At 50.1% G+C, this 16,258-nt stretch carries 15 protein-coding genes; 13 read left to right on the top strand and 2 right to left on the bottom strand.

Translation table 11 applies throughout. The annotated features are described in order from the left end of the window. The first annotated feature begins 7 nt into the window (after positions 1-7). The 13 genes from mutL to trxA all read left to right on the top strand — a co-directional run bounded on the left by mutL (position 8) and on the right by trxA (position 14,369). Positions 8-1,939: a DNA mismatch repair endonuclease MutL gene (gene mutL / locus M3M35_RS00430; RefSeq protein ID WP_252750071.1), complete on the top strand. Its 1,932-nt coding sequence runs from the start codon at positions 8-10 to the stop codon at positions 1,937-1,939. Positions 1,940-1,957: 18 nt separating this feature from the next. After that, a complete protein-coding gene (gene ruvA, locus M3M35_RS00435) occupies positions 1,958-2,551 on the top strand; it encodes a Holliday junction branch migration protein RuvA (protein ID WP_252750072.1) in 594 nt (197 codons plus the stop codon). Between the two features lie 13 nt (positions 2,552-2,564). Then, a complete protein-coding gene (gene ruvB / locus M3M35_RS00440; protein ID WP_252750073.1) occupies positions 2,565-3,572 on the top strand; it encodes a Holliday junction branch migration DNA helicase RuvB in 1,008 nt (335 codons plus the stop codon). 69 nt (positions 3,573-3,641) lie between these two features. Next, positions 3,642-3,998 (top strand): preprotein translocase subunit YajC, encoded by a 357-nt coding sequence (yajC, locus tag M3M35_RS00445; protein ID WP_252750074.1) that lies wholly within the window; start codon positions 3,642-3,644, stop codon positions 3,996-3,998. Between the two features lie 74 nt (positions 3,999-4,072). After that, a complete protein-coding gene (dinB, locus tag M3M35_RS00450; protein WP_252750075.1) occupies positions 4,073-5,185 on the top strand; it encodes a DNA polymerase IV in 1,113 nt (370 codons plus the stop codon). Between the two features lie 69 nt (positions 5,186-5,254). Beyond that, positions 5,255-6,214, top strand: coding sequence for a DHH family phosphoesterase (locus tag M3M35_RS00455; RefSeq protein ID WP_252750076.1), 960 nt, complete (start codon positions 5,255-5,257; stop codon positions 6,212-6,214). Next, positions 6,214-7,575 (top strand): DEAD/DEAH box helicase, encoded by a 1,362-nt coding sequence (locus tag M3M35_RS00460; protein ID WP_252750077.1) that lies wholly within the window; start codon positions 6,214-6,216, stop codon positions 7,573-7,575. Before M3M35_RS00455 ends, M3M35_RS00460 begins: the two co-directional genes overlap by 1 nt. Positions 7,576-7,830: 255 nt before the next feature. Then, positions 7,831-10,485, top strand: coding sequence for an alanine--tRNA ligase (alaS, locus tag M3M35_RS00465; RefSeq protein WP_252750078.1), 2,655 nt, complete (start codon positions 7,831-7,833; stop codon positions 10,483-10,485). Positions 10,486-10,521: 36 nt separating this feature from the next. Then, entirely contained in the window at positions 10,522-10,944 is a 423-nt protein-coding gene (gene ruvX / locus M3M35_RS00470; protein ID WP_252750079.1) for a Holliday junction resolvase RuvX, read from the top strand. 17 nt (positions 10,945-10,961) lie between these two features. Then, entirely contained in the window at positions 10,962-11,258 is a 297-nt protein-coding gene (locus tag M3M35_RS00475) for a DUF1292 domain-containing protein (RefSeq protein WP_252750080.1), read from the top strand. An 87-nt stretch (positions 11,259-11,345) separates the two neighbouring features. Beyond that, positions 11,346-11,612 (top strand): cell division protein ZapA, encoded by a 267-nt coding sequence (locus M3M35_RS00480; protein WP_252750081.1) that lies wholly within the window; start codon positions 11,346-11,348, stop codon positions 11,610-11,612. Between the two features lie 18 nt (positions 11,613-11,630). Next, positions 11,631-13,985 (top strand): endonuclease MutS2, encoded by a 2,355-nt coding sequence (locus M3M35_RS00485; RefSeq protein ID WP_252750082.1) that lies wholly within the window; start codon positions 11,631-11,633, stop codon positions 13,983-13,985. A gap of 72 nt (positions 13,986-14,057) precedes the next feature. After that, the gene (trxA, locus tag M3M35_RS00490; RefSeq protein WP_252750083.1) at positions 14,058-14,369 is read left to right on the top strand and encodes a thioredoxin; all 312 of its coding nucleotides are present in this window, start codon (positions 14,058-14,060) and stop codon (positions 14,367-14,369) included. 51 nt (positions 14,370-14,420) lie between these two features. Here trxA and M3M35_RS00495 read toward each other — a convergent pair whose 3' ends face one another. Then, the gene (locus M3M35_RS00495; RefSeq protein WP_252750084.1) at positions 14,421-14,624 is read right to left on the bottom strand and encodes a hypothetical protein; all 204 of its coding nucleotides are present in this window, start codon (positions 14,622-14,624) and stop codon (positions 14,421-14,423) included. A 96-nt stretch (positions 14,625-14,720) separates the two neighbouring features. Further along, on the bottom strand, positions 14,721-16,184 hold the full coding sequence (locus M3M35_RS00500; protein WP_252750085.1) for an APC family permease: 1,464 nt from the start codon (positions 16,182-16,184) through the stop codon (positions 14,721-14,723). Positions 16,185-16,258 lie beyond the last annotated feature (74 nt).

Here is a 16,258-nt window from a genome sequence, read left to right on the forward strand (position 1 = left end):
CCGGAGCATGCCAGCCATCCATGAATTACCGACCATTTTAGCGGATCAAATTGCAGCGGGGGAAGTGATTGAACGACCCGCCTCCGTCGTGAAAGAGCTCGTGGAAAATGCCATTGATGCCCACAGCACGCGGATTGATATCACGGTCCACCATGGTGGGCTAGCAAGCATGCAGGTGACGGATAATGGGGATGGGATTGCTCCAGAACAAGTGCGGTTGGCCTTTCAACGGTTTGCCACCAGTAAGATTCGGAATCAGGCGGATTTATTTCGGGTTAATTCTCTCGGGTTTCGGGGCGAAGCCTTACCGAGTATTGCGGCCGTGGCTGCGGTAGACATGAAAACCTCGGATGGAGTGCACCCGGGCACAGAACTACAAATGAAGGGGGGCAAAGTGGAAGCAGAGCTTCCGGCTGCCACCCGCCGGGGGACGACCATCGAAGTGACTGACCTCTTCTTTAACACCCCCAAACGCCGTGATTATTTAAAAACTAGCAGTACCGAATTGAGTAAAATTACCGAGACGGTTAATCACCTGGCCCTGAGTCATCCAGAAATTGCCTTTTCGCTCGTGCATGACGGCAAGGAGTTACTCCGCACGTCGGGCCGGGCGAACCTGCAGCAAGTGATTGCGGGTATTTATAATAATCAAAGCATGAAAAAGATGATTCCGGTCACGGCGCACAACGAAGACTTTAAACTGGAGGGCTACACTAGTTTGCCGGAGTTAACCCGAGCGAGTCGCAAGTACCTCTCGGTGATTGTCAACGGACGGTTTGTCCAGGATCCTGAGTTAAACCGGGCGATTATCGCCGGGTATGGTTCGAAGCTAATGGTGGGCCGGTATCCAGTTAGCATATTACGGATTACGATGGATCCAACCCAGCTAGATGTAAACGTGCACCCCACCAAGCAGGCCGTGCGGTTGTTAAATCAAACCGAACTAAGCCAGTTTATTACGCACGCCATTGCCCAGACCCTCGCAGACCGGAACCTGATTCCGGCAGCCTTGGATAATCACCACTTCAAAAGTGGGGTGGCGCGGCATAATTCGGTGGAGGTGGCGCTGAATTTGACGGATGAAGAGCCGCCCGTCACGGCTACGGCCGCACCGGCGGAACCAACCGCAGAAGAAGCCCCCCGTCCGGAGACCACGGTTAAACCGGTCATTGTGAAAACCAAGACGGACCTGGAAAAACCAGCGGTGCAGGAATTTGCAAAGCACTATCAACAAGAGCGATTAGCATCCTCAAATCGCACCGTTGCAGAAGTTGCGCTTCCTAACCCCACCGCCACGCCAAAGACTACCAAACCCGAGGCTTCGGAGTCATTTCCCGTCTTGCGGTATGTGGGACAGGTCCATGGCACCTATCTGATTGCGGAGAGCGAGTTGGGCATGTACATCATCGATCAACACGCCGCGCAGGAACGCATTAACTACGAACAGTTCCGGACGGAATCGGGAAACGTGAGTTCCGACCAACAAAACCTGTTGGTGCCCCTCGTGCTGGATTACTCCGCGAGTGAAGCCCTGGTCATTAAGCAACATTTACCTGACTTTGCGGCCATTGGTCTGACTTTAGAGCCGTTTGGGAGCAACAGTTTCTTGGTCCGGCAACATCCGACTTGGATCGGAGCAGGTGAAGAGGAACAGACGATTCGGGAGCTAATTGAGTGGGGCTTGCAACATCAAAAGCTGTCGGTAGCCGATTATCGTGAACAAGCAGCGATTATGATGAGTTGTAAGCAAGCCATTAAGGCGAACCATCACTTGGACCGGCAGCAGGCGCAGGCGCTGTTAGATCACCTGCGGCAGTGTGAAAATCCCTATAATTGTCCCCACGGTCGGCCGGTTCTCGTCAACTTTTCGCCCACGGATTTGGAAGCAATGTTTAAACGGATTCAGGATGCCCACGAAGCAGAACGGTGGGAATTTTAACGGAAATGAGGCTAACCGGTGTTTGAATACTTAAATGGAATTGTAACGAGCATTACCCCCCAAGCCATTGTGGTTGAGGTGGGGGGCGTTGGGTACTTAGTGTATGTCGCTAATCCGTATCACTTTGAGCAGGCAGCTGCCACGCCCCAAAAAATTTATGTGCACCAAGCGGTCACGGACACCAGTCAAACGCTGTATGGATTTGCCACAGCCGCTGACAAGCAGCTGTTTGAACAGCTGCTAAACGTTTCGGGCATTGGGGCCAAAAGTGCGCTCGCCATTATGGCGGGCAACGATAACCAGGGCTTGATCACCGCGATTCGGTCCGAAGATGTCCAGTTTTTGACCAAGTTTCCGGGAATCGGGAAGAAAACTGCCCGTCAGATTATTTTGGATTTGCAAGATAAGCTGGAAACGACCACGTCGACCGCAACAACCGTAGCCAGTCCGCAGCCTCCGGAGAACGCCCAACTAGCGGACGCCCTGAAGGCGTTGACCGCACTGGGATTTAAGGAAAAGGACGTGGCACAGATCAAGGAACAACTGGCCACGAAAACTGAATTGACGACCGATCAATATTTGAGCCGAGGCTTAAAACTCTTAACGAAATAAGTAAAAAGGGGGGATGATCGTGGAGAAGCGAATCATTACGCAAACATCGGATGACGAAGAACGATCCTTTGAACAAACCTTACGGCCCCAGACCTTTGCTCAGTACATTGGGCAAACTGAAATCAAGCGTTCATTACGGGTGTACATTGAAGCGGCTAAGCAACGCGAGGAATCGCTCGATCACGTGTTATTATTTGGTCCCCCCGGGTTGGGGAAGACCACGTTAGCAACGGTGATTGCCAACGAAATGGACGTGCATTTAAAAACCACCAGTGGCCCAGCGATTGAAAAAAGTGGCGATTTGGCGGCGCTGTTAAATGAGCTTGAGCCCGGTGATATTTTGTTCATTGATGAGATTCATCGGCTGCCAAAGTCGGTCGAGGAAATGTTATATTCCGCCATGGAAGATTTTTACATCGACATTGTAGTGGGACAAGGACCAACGGCTCATCCGGTCCACTTTGCCCTGCCACCGTTCACGCTGATTGGGGCTACGACGCGAGCAGGGTTACTGGATGCGCCGTTTCGGAACCGGTTTGGAATTGTGGAACACATGAATTACTACCAGCCGGCCGAATTAGAGCAAATCGTGCGCCGGTCAGCGCAGATCTTTCAAACGGAAATTCAACCAGAGGGGGCGCATGAAATTGCCCTCCGTTCCCGGGGGACTCCCCGAATTGCGAACCGGTTACTAAAACGGGTCCGCGACTTCGCCCAGGTCCTTGGTAAGGACCAGATTGACGTTGCCAGTGTAGACCAGGCCCTAACTGCGCTTGGGGTGGATAGTAAGGGGCTTGATCGAACGGATCGCAAGTTATTAGCCACGATGATTGATTTTTATAACGGGGGGCCCGTAGGCTTGAACACGCTCGCGGCGAACGTGGGGGAAGAAACCGAAACAATCGCAGAAATGTGTGAGCCCTACCTGCTTCAGAGTGGTTATTTAAAGCGGACCGCGCGGGGGCGGATGGTCACGCAGGCGGCGTATGAGCACCTGGGGAAACCATTTTCGGCCGATTAAGGCGAAGCCCTAGGCGTACCCACTTTTTTTTGCTAAAATTAACTTAAAACTGAAACCGAGGTGAGAATAATGGGACAATATGCTGGAATTATTGTAATTATCGTTTTGTTTGCTTTAATGTACTTCTTCATGATTAGACCACAAAAGCAGCAACAACAAAAGCACCAAGAAACCTTAAAAACCTTGAAAAAGGGTGATCACGTAGTTACGATTGGCCGCTTACACGGGGTGATTGATCAGATTAATCGTGACCGGGGCTTGGTAACCATTGATTGTGATGGGGTTTATCTTGATTTTGACTTGAACGCGATTGCCAATGTGGAACAACCCACAGCAGCCCAATCAGCACCAGCGCAACCAAAGGCTGACGCTGCGAGCGCCCAACCAGAAGCAAGTCAAACCAACGACGAACAAGATCAGAAATAGGAAATCAGTCTGGAGACAGACTTTTTTTCTGGAGTGATTAGAACGTATGTTCGCAATTAGGGAAGGAGGTTGGCATGGACGTCCAAGCAGAGTTACAGCGAATTGTGAAGCGCCGCATTTTGCATGTTGATATGGATGCTTTTTTTGCATCAATCGAAGAACGCGAGCATCCTGAGTTGGCCCAGGTACCACTCGTGATTGCGAAGGATCCGCGTAAAACGGGCGGTCATGGAGTCGTAACCACCGCGAACTACCGCGCCCGCCAGTACGGCGTGCACTCGGCAATGCCAGCGAGTCAAGCGCTCGAATTATGTCCGCACGCGGTCTTTAAGGCGCCGGACTTTGAGCTGTTTCGGACCGTGTCTGACCAAATTCACGAGTTATTTCATGAATATACCGACCGCATTGAAACGGTGGCCTTAGATGAGGCCTACCTGGATATCACTACGAACAAACTGCACCTAGACGATGCGGTCCTTTTGGCGCACTGGTTACAAAGTGAGATTTGGGAGAAAACCCACTTAACCAGTTCCACGGGGCTGTCCTACAGTAAATTTTTAGCAAAAGAAGCATCAGACTACCGCAAGCCGGCTGGGATGACGGTTATTAATCCCGATGAGGCTCAGGCCTTTTTGTGGGCCCTTCCGATTGAAAAATACCGGGGAGTGGGAAAGAAGACCCTGCCGAAAATGGAAGCACTGGGGATTAAAACGGGTGCTGATTTGTATCAATTTTCAGAATTAGAACTGATGAACCAGTTTGGAAAGTTTGGGTACTTTTTATATCGGCGGGTCCGCGGAGTTGATGAGCGCCCGGTCGAGTACCAACGAGAACGAAAATCAATTGGTAAGGAACGGACGTACAATCCGTTATTACATAGTCGCGGGGAGGTCCAAACTCAACTGCGCCGCCTGGCAGAATTAGTGGTGGCAGCCTTACAACGGCACCAAAAACACGGAAAGACGGTGGTGTTAAAACTACGGTATCAGGATTTTAGCACGCTGACGAAGCGGGTGACTGAATCTGATTTTTTGCCGCTCGATGCCCAGGAACTCTACGAGCGGGCTCTCACCATCTTTGATGATTTGCCGCCGACTAAGCTGGACATCCGCTTGGTGGGAATTACGGTAACCAACCTGGCCGAGTTGAACTTTCAGATGATTGATTTACCGCTCGAGATTAGATAGGGGTTTGCTAATGACCGGAGAAAGGTTATACTTAACTGTTAAAACCTTTGACGACAGGAGTCTTGCACCATGAGCATTCAAACTGAAATTTACGACCGCATTGCAGCGGCCAATCCAATTATTATTCATCGGCACCAGCGTCCGGATCCGGATGCGATTGGCTCTCAAATGGGACTAGCGGCCATTATCCGCGCTAGTTTTCCTGACAAACAGGTTTACTGCGTTGGAAAGCAGTATGCAGGCTTTAAGGAGCTCGGGACGACCACTGAGATTAGTGACGATATCTATCAGCAAGCCTTGGTGATTGTGGTGGATACTGCGAACCAACCCCGGGTTGACGACCAGCGTTTTGCCACGGGGAAGGGCTTGATTAAAATTGATCACCATCCAAACGATGACCAGTTTGGGGACTTAATGTGGGTTAACGATGAAGCTTCCAGTGTTTCTGAAATGATTTACGACTGGTACGCAGAAAATCCCGCGTTAAAAATGCCCGATCATGCAGCGGAATTGTTGTACACGGGGATCGTTGGGGATACCGGGCGGTTTAAGTACCCGGCGACAACGAGTCACACCTTTTGGGTGGCAAGTCAGCTGGCTCAGCATGATTTTTCGACGACGGCAGTGGCGCAAAAAGAGGATGAAATTGACGTTCCCTTAGCGCACCTTTCCGCGTACGTTTACCAGCAACTCCACATTACGGATTCTGGGGCGGCCTACGTGTGCCTGACCAATGACGTGATTGCGCAAATGAATTTGGGCGATGACAGCACATCGGCAGTGGTCCCCCTCCCCGGCAACATTGACCAAGTGGTCGCCTGGGCCATTTTTGTGCAACAAAAGGACGAAAGTTACCGCATTCGACTCCGGTCCAAGGGACCCGCCATTAACGAACTGGCCAAGCAACATCATGGGGGCGGTCATCCCTTGGCTAGTGGAGCGACGGCTGCTGATGCCACGGAAATTAAAGCGGTAATTACCGAACTAGACCAACTGACGACCGCTTATAAACCAGAAAGGAACGCTTAATGTGTGCTGCTTTTAAAGATTATCATTTTCAACCCTTTATTATGGACGCGCTAACGGACCTGGGCTTTCAACGCCCCACGCCCATTCAGGCGCAGGTTATTCCCACGATTCAACACGGCAAAAGTCTCGTGGGTAAATCGGCAACGGGGAGTGGGAAAACCCACGCCTTCCTGTTACCGTTATTTGACCAACTGGATCCGGCTGACCAGCAACCGCAGGTGGTAATTACCACCCCCAGCCGGGAACTGGCCTATCAGATTTACGAAAACATCAAACAACTCGTTCGCTTTAGTCCGGCAGCGATTCACGTGGAAAACTACGTGGGGGGGACCGACAAGGAGCGCCAACTAGAAAAGCTCGACCGCGAACAACCACAGGTGATTGTCGGGACGCCGGGACGAATTTTAGACATCATTAAGAGTGGAAAATTAGCAATCAATGCGGCCCGGCGGTTAGTAATTGATGAAGCTGATATGACGCTCGACTTAGGTTTTTTAGCGGACGTTGACCAAATCGCCGCGCGGATGGCGAAGGAGCTCCAGATCATGGTCTTTTCGGCCACGATTCCACCTAAGTTACAGCCATTCTTGCGCAAGTACCTGAAGAATCCGGTGATTACTGACATTCCCACCGAGCACGTGATCAATGGTGATGTTTCCAACTGGTTAATCTCCACGAAGGGGAAAGATAAAAACCAGCTAATTGCCCAGTTACTGACGATGGGGAATCCTTATCTTGCGTTGGTATTCGCAAACACGCGGACCCGCGCGGATGATCTGGCTGCCAACCTGCAAGCGCAGGGCTTAAAGGTGGCCACCCTTCATGGGGGCATGCAACCCCGGGTCCGAAAGCGGGTCATGAAACAGATTCAAAACCTCGATTTTCAGTTCGTAGTTGCGACTGACCTCGCCGCCCGGGGGATTGATATCCCTGGTGTTTCTTTGGTGATTAATGATGATGTGCCGACCGACCCAGAGTACTTTGTGCACCGGGTTGGTCGGACTGGGCGTAACGGGATGCCCGGAACGGCCATCACCCTGTATACTCCCGATGAGGAAGCCAAAATTGCTGAGTTAGAGGCCAAGGGAGTCCAGTTTCAGCCCAAGGAAATCAAACACGGTGAAGTGGTTGATACGTATGACCGGCGCCGCCGGCAACAGTACCGTGGGCACCACGATCGGTTAGACGGATCCACCCTCGGAATGATTAAGAAAAAAAAGCGAAATGTTAAGCCGGGCTATAAAAAGAAAATTAAGCGCGCCATTAAGCTGAAGGATGATCAGAACCGGAAGGTCGAACTGCGGCAGCAAATTCGCGCTAAAAAGAAGCAGAAAAAGCGCAGTTCACAACGCTATCAATAATTGACAATGATGGGTGTTTCTGACTATAATTTGCTTGTGGATATCCGGGTTACCGGTTGGTTTAACAGAGAGGACGCGTAGCTGAGACCGTCTAAAGCACCGGCAACCTTTGGGCTCCCACACCGAGTGTGCATAACACAACGTTCCCCGCGTTATCAGGGTTAAAGAGGTTAACGACAACATCGTTGCAAACAGAGTGGTACCGCGTTTCGGCGTCTCTGGTCGCAACGGTGTTTTTTATTAAAGGAGGCCAACATGAAACAACTTAGCAGTGGACAGATTCGGCAGATGTTTCTTGATTTCTTTCATGAAAAGGGGCACGAGATCGTGCCAAGTGCATCGCTGATCCCGAAGGATGATCCCACCTTACTGTGGATTAATTCGGGAGTTGCCACCATGAAGAAATATTTTGACGGAACGGTGGCACCCGCCAATCCGCGGATGACGAGTTCACAAAAGAGCATTCGGACCAATGACATTGAAAACGTAGGGAGGACCGCTCGGCACCAAACTCTGTTTGAGATGCTCGGGAACTTTTCGGTTGGTGACTACTTTAAACAAGAAGTCATCCCGTGGGCATTTGAATTACTTACCAGTGATAAATGGTTTGGCTGGGATCCAGACCGCCTGTACGTGACTTATTACCCGGAAGATACCGAAACCAAGGAATTGTGGGAGCAAGTTGGGATTGCTCCCGACCATTTAATTCCAGCTGACGACAACTTCTGGGACATTGGTCAGGGACCGTCTGGACCAGATTCTGAAATCTTTTACGACCGCGGTGCTAAATACGATGACTTAGCCCCAGACGACCCGGAAAACTATCCCGGGGGAGAAAACGAGCGGTACCTAGAAGTTTGGAACATTGTGTTTTCCCAGTTTAACCACACGGCTGCCGGAACCTACGAACCGTTACCACGGAAAAACATCGATACGGGGATGGGTTTAGAACGGGTGGTATCGGTCTTTCAGGATGCTCCCACTAACTTTGAAACGGACCTGTTCCTACCGTTAATTAAGCGCACTGAACAAATGAGCGACCACCGCCAGTACGGCCAAAACGCTGACGATGACATCGCGTTTAAGGTAATTGCCGATCACATCCGGGCCATTACCTTTGCGATTAGCGACGGCGCGCTGCCGTCAAACGAGGGCCGCGGGTACGTAATTCGTCGGCTCCTGCGGCGGGCCACTGTGAATGGTCATCAGCTCGGAATTACCGGAGCTTTCTTGTACCAATTAGTTCCCGTGGTGGGTGAGATCATGCAGTCGCATTATCCGCAGGTGTTGGAACAACAAGCGTACATTCAAAAAATTGTGAAGAGCGAAGAAGACCGGTTTAATGCGACCCTTAACGACGGGATTAAACTCCTCGATGACTTGATTGCAAAGACTAAAGCCGCTGGGGCCGATGAAATTTCTGGGGCCGATGCGTTTCAACTGTACGATACCTACGGCTTTCCCTTAGAACTGACGGAGGAATATGCCGGTGACCGGGGGATTAAAGTTGACGAAACCGGCTTTGATCAGGAAATGGAACAGCAACGCCAGCGGGCCCGGGAAGCCCGGGGTGACAAAGGTTCAATGAAGGTACAACGGGACCTCCTGTTAGATTTGAAAACGCCCAGTGAGTACGTGGGTTATGACCAGTTAACGGTTCCAGCTGCGACGGTCACGGATATCATTGTGGACGAGCAGTTGGTTGATCAGGTTACCAGTGGAACGGCGGAAGTGCTTTTTGATAAAACCCCGTTCTATGCTGAAATGGGTGGTCAGGTCGCAGACATTGGGAACATTTATGCTGAGGACGGGACTGAGGTTGCCAAAGTGACAGATGTCCAACATGCACCCAACGGGCAAAACTTGCATACTATTCAGGTAACGGGTCCCTTAACTCAAGGGCAACCTTATCGCTTAGAGGTTGACCGCGACTTTCACGCGGGAGTTGAACGCAATCACACTGCGACCCACTTGTTAGATCAATCACTACGAACGGTGCTTGGTGGGCACACCGAACAAGCCGGCTCGCTCGTAAAACCGGATTATCTAACCTTTGACTTTAACCACTTTGGTTCGGTTACCCAAACCGATTTGGCGAAGGTAGAACGCATGGTCAATGACCAAATTTTTGCTGGCTTACCAGTGGAAACGGTGGTGACGGACCAAAAAACTGGAAAAGAAATGGGAGCCATTGCGCTCTTTGACGATAAGTATGGGGATCAAGTGCGGGTTGTAAAGGCCGGGGACTTTTCTGTCGAATTTTGTGGCGGGGATCACGTTCACAACACGAGTCAAATTGGGTTATTTAAGATCCTTTCAGAAAGTGGAGTGGGCGCTGGAATCCGGCGCATTAAAGCCGTTACTGGCAAAGCGGCCTTTGACTACCTGAACGATGAAGAAAAAATGCTCACAGAAATTGCGCAAACAGTGAAGGTGCCGACTAATGAACAAGCACCCGGTCGGGTCAAAGAACTGCAAGCCCAGATTAAGACCCTAGAGAGCACGCAGGAATCGCTAGAAGCTAAACTGGCTAACCAGGAAGCTCAGGACCTCTTTACGAACCCGGAGACGATTAACGGCGTTACGTTACTGACTGGTCAGTTGGAAAATGCCAACATGAACCAGCTTCGGGAACTAGCAGATACGTGGCGGAATGAAGCCCGGTCAAACGTGTTGGTGTTAGGAACTGAGACTGATGGTAAAGCGAACCTGTTGGTGGCAGTTGATGAAGCGCACGTCCAACAGGGCATTAAGGCTGGCGATTTAATTAAGGCCATTGCAGGTCACATTCAAGGGGGCGGGGGCGGCCGCCCGAACCTTGCGCAGGCCGGCGGGAAAAACCCCGCTGGAATTCCGGCAGCACTTACGGCTGCTTCAGAATGGTTAGCCACGCAAACGGCCGCTAAGTAAGCGGTCACTGCCGTTATTAGATGATAGGATGTTGGAATGAAAATTATGGGATTAGACGTCGGCTCGAAAACGGTCGGCGTGGCAATCAGCGATGCGCTGGGCTGGACCGCGCAGGGCGTTGAAATTGTACCAATTAACGAGGACGAAAAGGAATTTGGCTTAGCGCGGATCGGCGAACTCATTACGGCCAACGATGTCCAGTTAGTGGTAATTGGGTTACCGAAGAACATGAATAATACGGCCGGGCCCCGAGTGAAGGCGTCCAAACGGTATGGCAAAATGGTGCGGGCCCAGTTTCACGTTCCCGTTGAGTTTGAAGATGAACGGCTCACCACGGTCGAAGCAGAACGGATGCTGATTGAAAAAGCAGACGTTTCCCGGGCCAAACGGAAAAAGGTCATTGATAAAGTGGCCGCAGAATTAATTTTGCAGGGATATTTAGATCGGAACCATGGCTAAGCCAAAGGAGAAGACAGATGGCAGATGAAGAACAAACAGAACAAATTACCTTAATTGATGAAGATGGCAACGAAATTTTATACAACGAGTTGTTTACCTTTTCATCAGATGATTACGGTCGCTCGTACATTTTGATGTACCCGGCTGCTGAAGCAGGCAACGACAGTATTAACATTGAAGCGTATGCCTTACCTAAGGGGGCGGATCCGACCGCGCCAGACGATGCAGATTTAGAGCCAATTGAAAGCGACGCCGAGTGGGAAATGGTCCAAGAAACGCTGAACACGTTTTTAGATCCCAACGGTAAAATGTAAGTGAGTGTGAAAGGAGGGTCGGCCCGTTAGTGGGACGCCCCTTTTTTTGTTATCCATGATAAAATAGACCATATTGGAGGGATTGACGTGAATAGCAAACGAAGATTTAAAACTCGCATTGGTAAGAAGGAATACACCCTGATTGGGACGGCCTCCGATGAGCACATGCGAGCCGTGGCCAAGCTGTTAAACGATGATTTGACCAAGTTAAAAAACCAATCCCAAAAGCTGAGTGATGAAGATGCAGCGATTTTACTGGCGTTTAATGCCATTTCAGAGCAACTGGATAAACAGTTGGAACTGGATCAATTACGGTCGCACCATGCTAGTGATGATTCAGAGCCAACCGAGTAAGTTGGGTAGGATGAGATCATGAACGAAAAAATTTTACAGACATTAGAATACCAACGAATTAAGGATCAGCTTGCCCCCCTGCTGGTGACGGAAGCGGGACAGGCAGAGTTACAGCAACTCCTTCCCAGTTCCGACCAGGCCACGGTGCAACGGTGGTTGGATGAAACTGACGATGGGGCCCAGTTATACCGGTTGAATCGCCCGCTACCACTGCCAAAGCTCAAATCCATTACACCGGCGGTAAAACGGCTCGGGGTCGGAGCGAGTTTGAACGGAAAGGAACTGGCCGGGATCAGTGCCGTGTTACGAGCCAGTGCCCGGGTACAACGGTTCTTTGCTGAGTTAGAAGCGGACCATGTTCCCCTGAATTTATTGGATCAAGAGGCAGAGACCTTTGCTAGTTTGCCAGACATTGCAACGCGGCTGCGGCAGTCGATTGATGAAAACGGGTTTTTAAAGGACGATGCATCCGCAACGCTGCGGTCCATTCGGCGGCGCATTTTACAACTCCAGGGAACCATTAAGGGGCGGATGGAAAGCTATCTGCACGGCAAAAAAGCCAAGGATTTGAGCGAAACGGTCATTACGATTCGGGATAATCGGTACGTACTTCCAGTGAAGGCCGAGGCTAAGCAAAAAGTGGGCGGGATTGTCCACGACCAGAGTGCGACGGGGCAGACGTTGTACGTTGAACCTGCCAGTGTGGTTGGTTTAAACAATGACTTACGAAGCGAGCAGAGTAACGAACGAGAAGAAAGTAAACGCATTCTGCGGGAACTATCGGATCTGTTGCGCCCCGAACGATCGGCGTTACAAGGGAATGCCCAGAAGTTAGGTCACTTTGATTTTATTAACGCGAAGGCCCGCTATGCCGCCCAGATGCAGGCCACTAAGCCCCGTCTTTCCGCTACCAACCAGGTGGAGTTAAAGCAGGCGCGGCACCCGTTAATTAATCAGGACCAGGTGGTTGGTAACGATTTGACCCTCGGGTTTACGTACCGCCAAATCATCATTACGGGTCCCAATACCGGGGGAAAAACGATCACAATGAAAACCCTGGGCTTGTTACAATTAATGGCGCAATCGGGGTTATTTGTAACTGCCAACGAAGGGAGCCAGGCAGGCTTGTTTGACGAAGTGTTTGCGGACATTGGTGATGAACAGTCGATCGAGCAAAACCTGAGTACCTTTTCGTCACACATGGATAACATCATTCAAATTTTAAACCAAACCACTAAGCAGAGTTTGGTGTTAATCGATGAACTGGGGGCGGGGACCGATCCGCATGAAGGAGCGGCCCTGGCGATTGCCATCCTGGATGCGATTGGTGCCAAGCAAAGCGAGGTGTTGGCCACGACCCACTACCCGGAACTAAAGGTATACGGGTATAACCGGCCAGAAACGACCAACGCTTCGATGGAATTTGATGAAACCACCTTGCAACCAACTTACCGGCTGTTAATGGGAATTCCCGGGCAGAGTAACGCGTTGAGCATTGCCGCGCGCCTCGGGTTGCCAGCGGACATTGTTGCCGAAGCTCGTTCGCTTACTAGTCAGGACAGCCAGGAAATTAATCGGATGATTAAGCAACTAACCCAGCAGACCAAACTAGCGGATGAACGTGCCCGCACGCTTGACCGTGAGTTAACGGAAGCCACCGATTTACATGCGGAGTTACAAACTAAGTTTACCCAGTTTACGGAACAGCGAGATCAGATGTTAAACGCCGCCAAGCGGGATGCTAACCAGCTAGTTGCGCGGACCAAACGGGAAGCCAACGCCGTGATTGCTGATTTGCACCACAAGCAAAAGCAGGGGGCAGCCATTAAAGAGCACGAAATCATTGCCGACCAGGGGAAACTGAATGCGTTAGAACAGCATCCAGAACTAAAGCATAACCGGGTGCTGAAACGCCAAAAAGCTCGCAAACAGTTCCATGCGGGTGACGACGTCTTAGTGAAAACTTATGGGCAACGAGGCGTGCTGCTGAAAAAAGTTGGAAACCATGACTGGGAAGTGGAACTCGGAATTTTAAAGATGAAGGTGGCCGAATCCGACTTAGAAAAGGTGCAACCAGAAAAACCGAAGTCCAAACCCAAAGCCAGCGTACGGCGGACCAGTTCAACGGGCTTGTCTACCACTTTAGACCTACGGGGCGTGCGGTATGAAGATGCGATGCAGCGTTTGGATCGCTACATTGACGCGGCGCTCCTAGCCGGGTATCCTTCGGTTACAATTATCCACGGGAAGGGAACCGGGGCCTTGCGAACCGGAGTCACGAATTACCTGAAACGGAACCGGCAGGTCGCGTCCTTTGGTTTTTCACCAGCTAATGCTGGTGGAGACGGGTCAACGGTGGTAAAATTCAAATAAGTTTAAATGATTGTAATTTTGCACAAACTTGTTATACTTACAGATAGTAAGTGAATTAAGGAGGAATTGAAAATGGTACATGAAATTACAGATGCAACTTTTGCGGAAGAAACGGCTACTGGAACGGTAGTAATTGATTTTTGGGCACCATGGTGTGGTCCATGTAAAATGCAAAGTCCAGTGATTGAAGAACTGGCAAACGAAGAAACGGGCATCAAGTTCTGCAAGATGAACGTTGATGATAACCAACAAACGGCCGGTCACTTTGGAATCATGAGTATCCCAACCTTGTTAATCATGCAAGACGGACAAGTGGTTGACCAAGTGGTTGGTTACCACCCGAAGGCCCAATTACAAAAGACGCTGGCTAACTACACGGCCTAACTAAAAAAGGAAGTCCACATTGTGGACTTCCTTTTTTAGTAACGGGAGCAGCTAGGGAGCATTGGTGTGCATCACGGCAATCAGCACGACCAGCATTCCAATTCCGACCAGACACAAGCAGTACACCGATTCTAGCAGGTGATTAAACCGAGCTAGTTTAGTTTCAGTGTGAAAGAGCGCTAATAAGCCCTGGAGCAGGAGACAAACTAACATAACCAGCACTAAACCAGTTGCAACGATTTCTTTTTTACTCATTTCATCACTTCTTTCACGGTAACTTTTCTACTTTATTATATTATGAAATCAAAAAAAAGAGCCGAATAACGACTCTTTTTTGCTTAATTTGAGAATTTAAAGGTTTTCTTCGATTTCATCATCACTGTCCGCAGGAAGTTTGGAATCAGCATTCTTATAACCATACGCAAAGTAAACGATGACGCCGATTAAAAACCAAATGATGGAATAAATTTTAGCTTGAATATCCAAGCCCAAGAAGACCACGAGCGATCCCAAGAAGCCAAGGATCGGCAAGATGGGGAAGAAGGGTTGCCGATAAGCGGCAGTTGGTAAGGACTTACCTTCTCGTTTTCGCAGGGGGTACATTGCTAACGAAACGGCCATAAAGGCAATCAAGGTTCCAGCAGAAATTAATTGGGCGAGGAAGGTGAAGGGGAAAACGGCTCCCATGATTACACCTACAGCAGTAATAATCCAGAGGGCATTGGCCGGAATGTTCTTGTGATTTAAGCGACCCAGCTTTTGGGGGAGCATTTTATCACGCCCAAAGGAGTAAATTAACCGGGAACCAGCCATCATCATTCCAATCAAAGCAACGAGCATTCCGACAACGGCAATTGCTTGCACGACCGAGGCGATGATCACGTGGCCTTGTTGCCGGAGCGCCCAACCAACTGGTTCAGCGTTATTAGCGTACATCGTGTACTTAAACATTCCCACTAAGACGAGGGAGACCGCTACGAAAAAGAGGGTTCCAATGATGAGGGAACCAATGATTCCCCGGGGCATCGTTTTCTGGGGATTTTTAGCTTCTGCCGAGTTAGATGCAATCGAATCAAATCCGATGTAGGATAAGAAGATGGTTGAGATTCCAGCGTAGATTCCTTGCCAGCCACCAAACATGGTGCCATCGGCGTTTGGATGGGGCTTGGGGAAGAAAGGAACGTAGTTTTGGGCTTTAATGGCAGTGGCTCCGACTACAACGAAAATTACAATTGCGAGTAGTTTTAGGACCACCAGGATGTTGGCCACCTTAGTCGTTTCCGAGTCTCCCCGTAGTAAAATGAAGGTAACAATGGCCACCACGAGGACGGCGATCAGGTCAAAAACCCCACCGTTGGTCCCGAGTGGAAAGGCTAAGGCGTTAGGTAATTTCCAACCCAAGGGGGAAATTAACCCCTGGACGTTGGCCGATAAACCAGCTGCCACGAAGGCCACGGCAATTAAGTATTCGGCGAGTAGTGCCCAGCCCACGACCCAACCCCAGAATTTACCGAATAACACGGAAATCCAGGAGTAGGCCGAACCGGCAAAGGGCAGAACCGAGGCCATTTCGGCGTAGTTCATGGCCACTAATCCGGCAACGACGGCTGCCAGTAAGAAAGAAATTACAACCGCGGGACCGGTATAGTTGGCGGCCACTAGTCCTGGTAAGGTGAAGATTGATGTGGACAGAATCGTTCCTAACCCCAGTGCTAAAAAGTCTTTCACGGTTAAGGTTTTTTCCAGTTTTTGATCCTTGTTGGCGTAGAACCGAAAATCAACCTTTTCGTTCATTTTTTTGAAAATGTTTTTCATGTGCTCCTCCTTTGAAGCTTGTTGAATCTTGAATCAGGAATTCAACTAGTTTGGTGTGGCCCCCCTGGATTGAT

Source organism: Fructilactobacillus myrtifloralis, assembly GCF_024029335.1.
GTDB lineage: Bacteria > Bacillota > Bacilli > Lactobacillales > Lactobacillaceae > Fructilactobacillus > Fructilactobacillus myrtifloralis.

Bases quoted from the DNA above. Each gene is read 5' to 3' on its own strand.
- trxA (WP_252750083.1), top strand. From the start codon at position 14,058: ATGGTACATGAAATTACAGATGCAACTTTTGCGGAAGAAACGGCTACT.
- M3M35_RS00495 (WP_252750084.1), bottom strand. From the start codon at position 14,624: ATGAGTAAAAAAGAAATCGTTGCAACTGGTTTAGTGCTGGTTATGTTA.
- M3M35_RS00455 (WP_252750076.1), top strand. From the start codon at position 5,255: ATGAGCATTCAAACTGAAATTTACGACCGCATTGCAGCGGCCAATCCA.
- ruvX (WP_252750079.1), top strand. From the start codon at position 10,522: ATGAAAATTATGGGATTAGACGTCGGCTCGAAAACGGTCGGCGTGGCA.
- M3M35_RS00460 (WP_252750077.1), top strand. From the start codon at position 6,214: ATGTGTGCTGCTTTTAAAGATTATCATTTTCAACCCTTTATTATGGAC.
- yajC (WP_252750074.1), top strand. From the start codon at position 3,642: ATGGGACAATATGCTGGAATTATTGTAATTATCGTTTTGTTTGCTTTA.
- dinB (WP_252750075.1), top strand. From the start codon at position 4,073: ATGGACGTCCAAGCAGAGTTACAGCGAATTGTGAAGCGCCGCATTTTG.
- alaS (WP_252750078.1), top strand. From the start codon at position 7,831: ATGAAACAACTTAGCAGTGGACAGATTCGGCAGATGTTTCTTGATTTC.
- M3M35_RS00475 (WP_252750080.1), top strand. From the start codon at position 10,962: ATGGCAGATGAAGAACAAACAGAACAAATTACCTTAATTGATGAAGAT.
- ruvB (WP_252750073.1), top strand. From the start codon at position 2,565: ATGATCGTGGAGAAGCGAATCATTACGCAAACATCGGATGACGAAGAA.
- M3M35_RS00500 (WP_252750085.1), bottom strand. From the start codon at position 16,184: ATGAAAAACATTTTCAAAAAAATGAACGAAAAGGTTGATTTTCGGTTC.
- mutL (WP_252750071.1), top strand. From the start codon at position 8: ATGCCAGCCATCCATGAATTACCGACCATTTTAGCGGATCAAATTGCA.
- M3M35_RS00485 (WP_252750082.1), top strand. From the start codon at position 11,631: ATGAACGAAAAAATTTTACAGACATTAGAATACCAACGAATTAAGGAT.